Annotated in this window: 1 rRNA gene; it reads left to right on the plus strand. The window is 48.9% G+C overall.

From position 1 onward, the window contains the following. Nucleotides 1-127: 127 nt before the first annotated feature. A 5S ribosomal RNA gene (rrf, locus tag ACYQ73_RS28405) occupies nucleotides 128-229 on the plus strand; the annotation flags it as partial.

Genomic DNA, 229 nt, shown 5'->3' on the forward strand with positions numbered 1-229 from the left:
AAGGGTTTCAAGATACGAGTAGTTCGAGGAAGCGATGGAGAGAAGGAAGGAGCGTACTCAAGTACGTGACTGACTGAACGACAGAAGCTGACGAAGAAATAGGACGTATATTGAAAGCCGACAATAGTCTAGTGATGATGGCAAAGAGGTCACACCCGTTCCCATACCGAACACGGAAGTTAAGCTCTTTAGCGCCGATGGTAGTTGGGGGCTTCCCCCTGTGAGAGTA

The organism is Lysinibacillus sp. CTST325 (assembly GCF_054665055.1).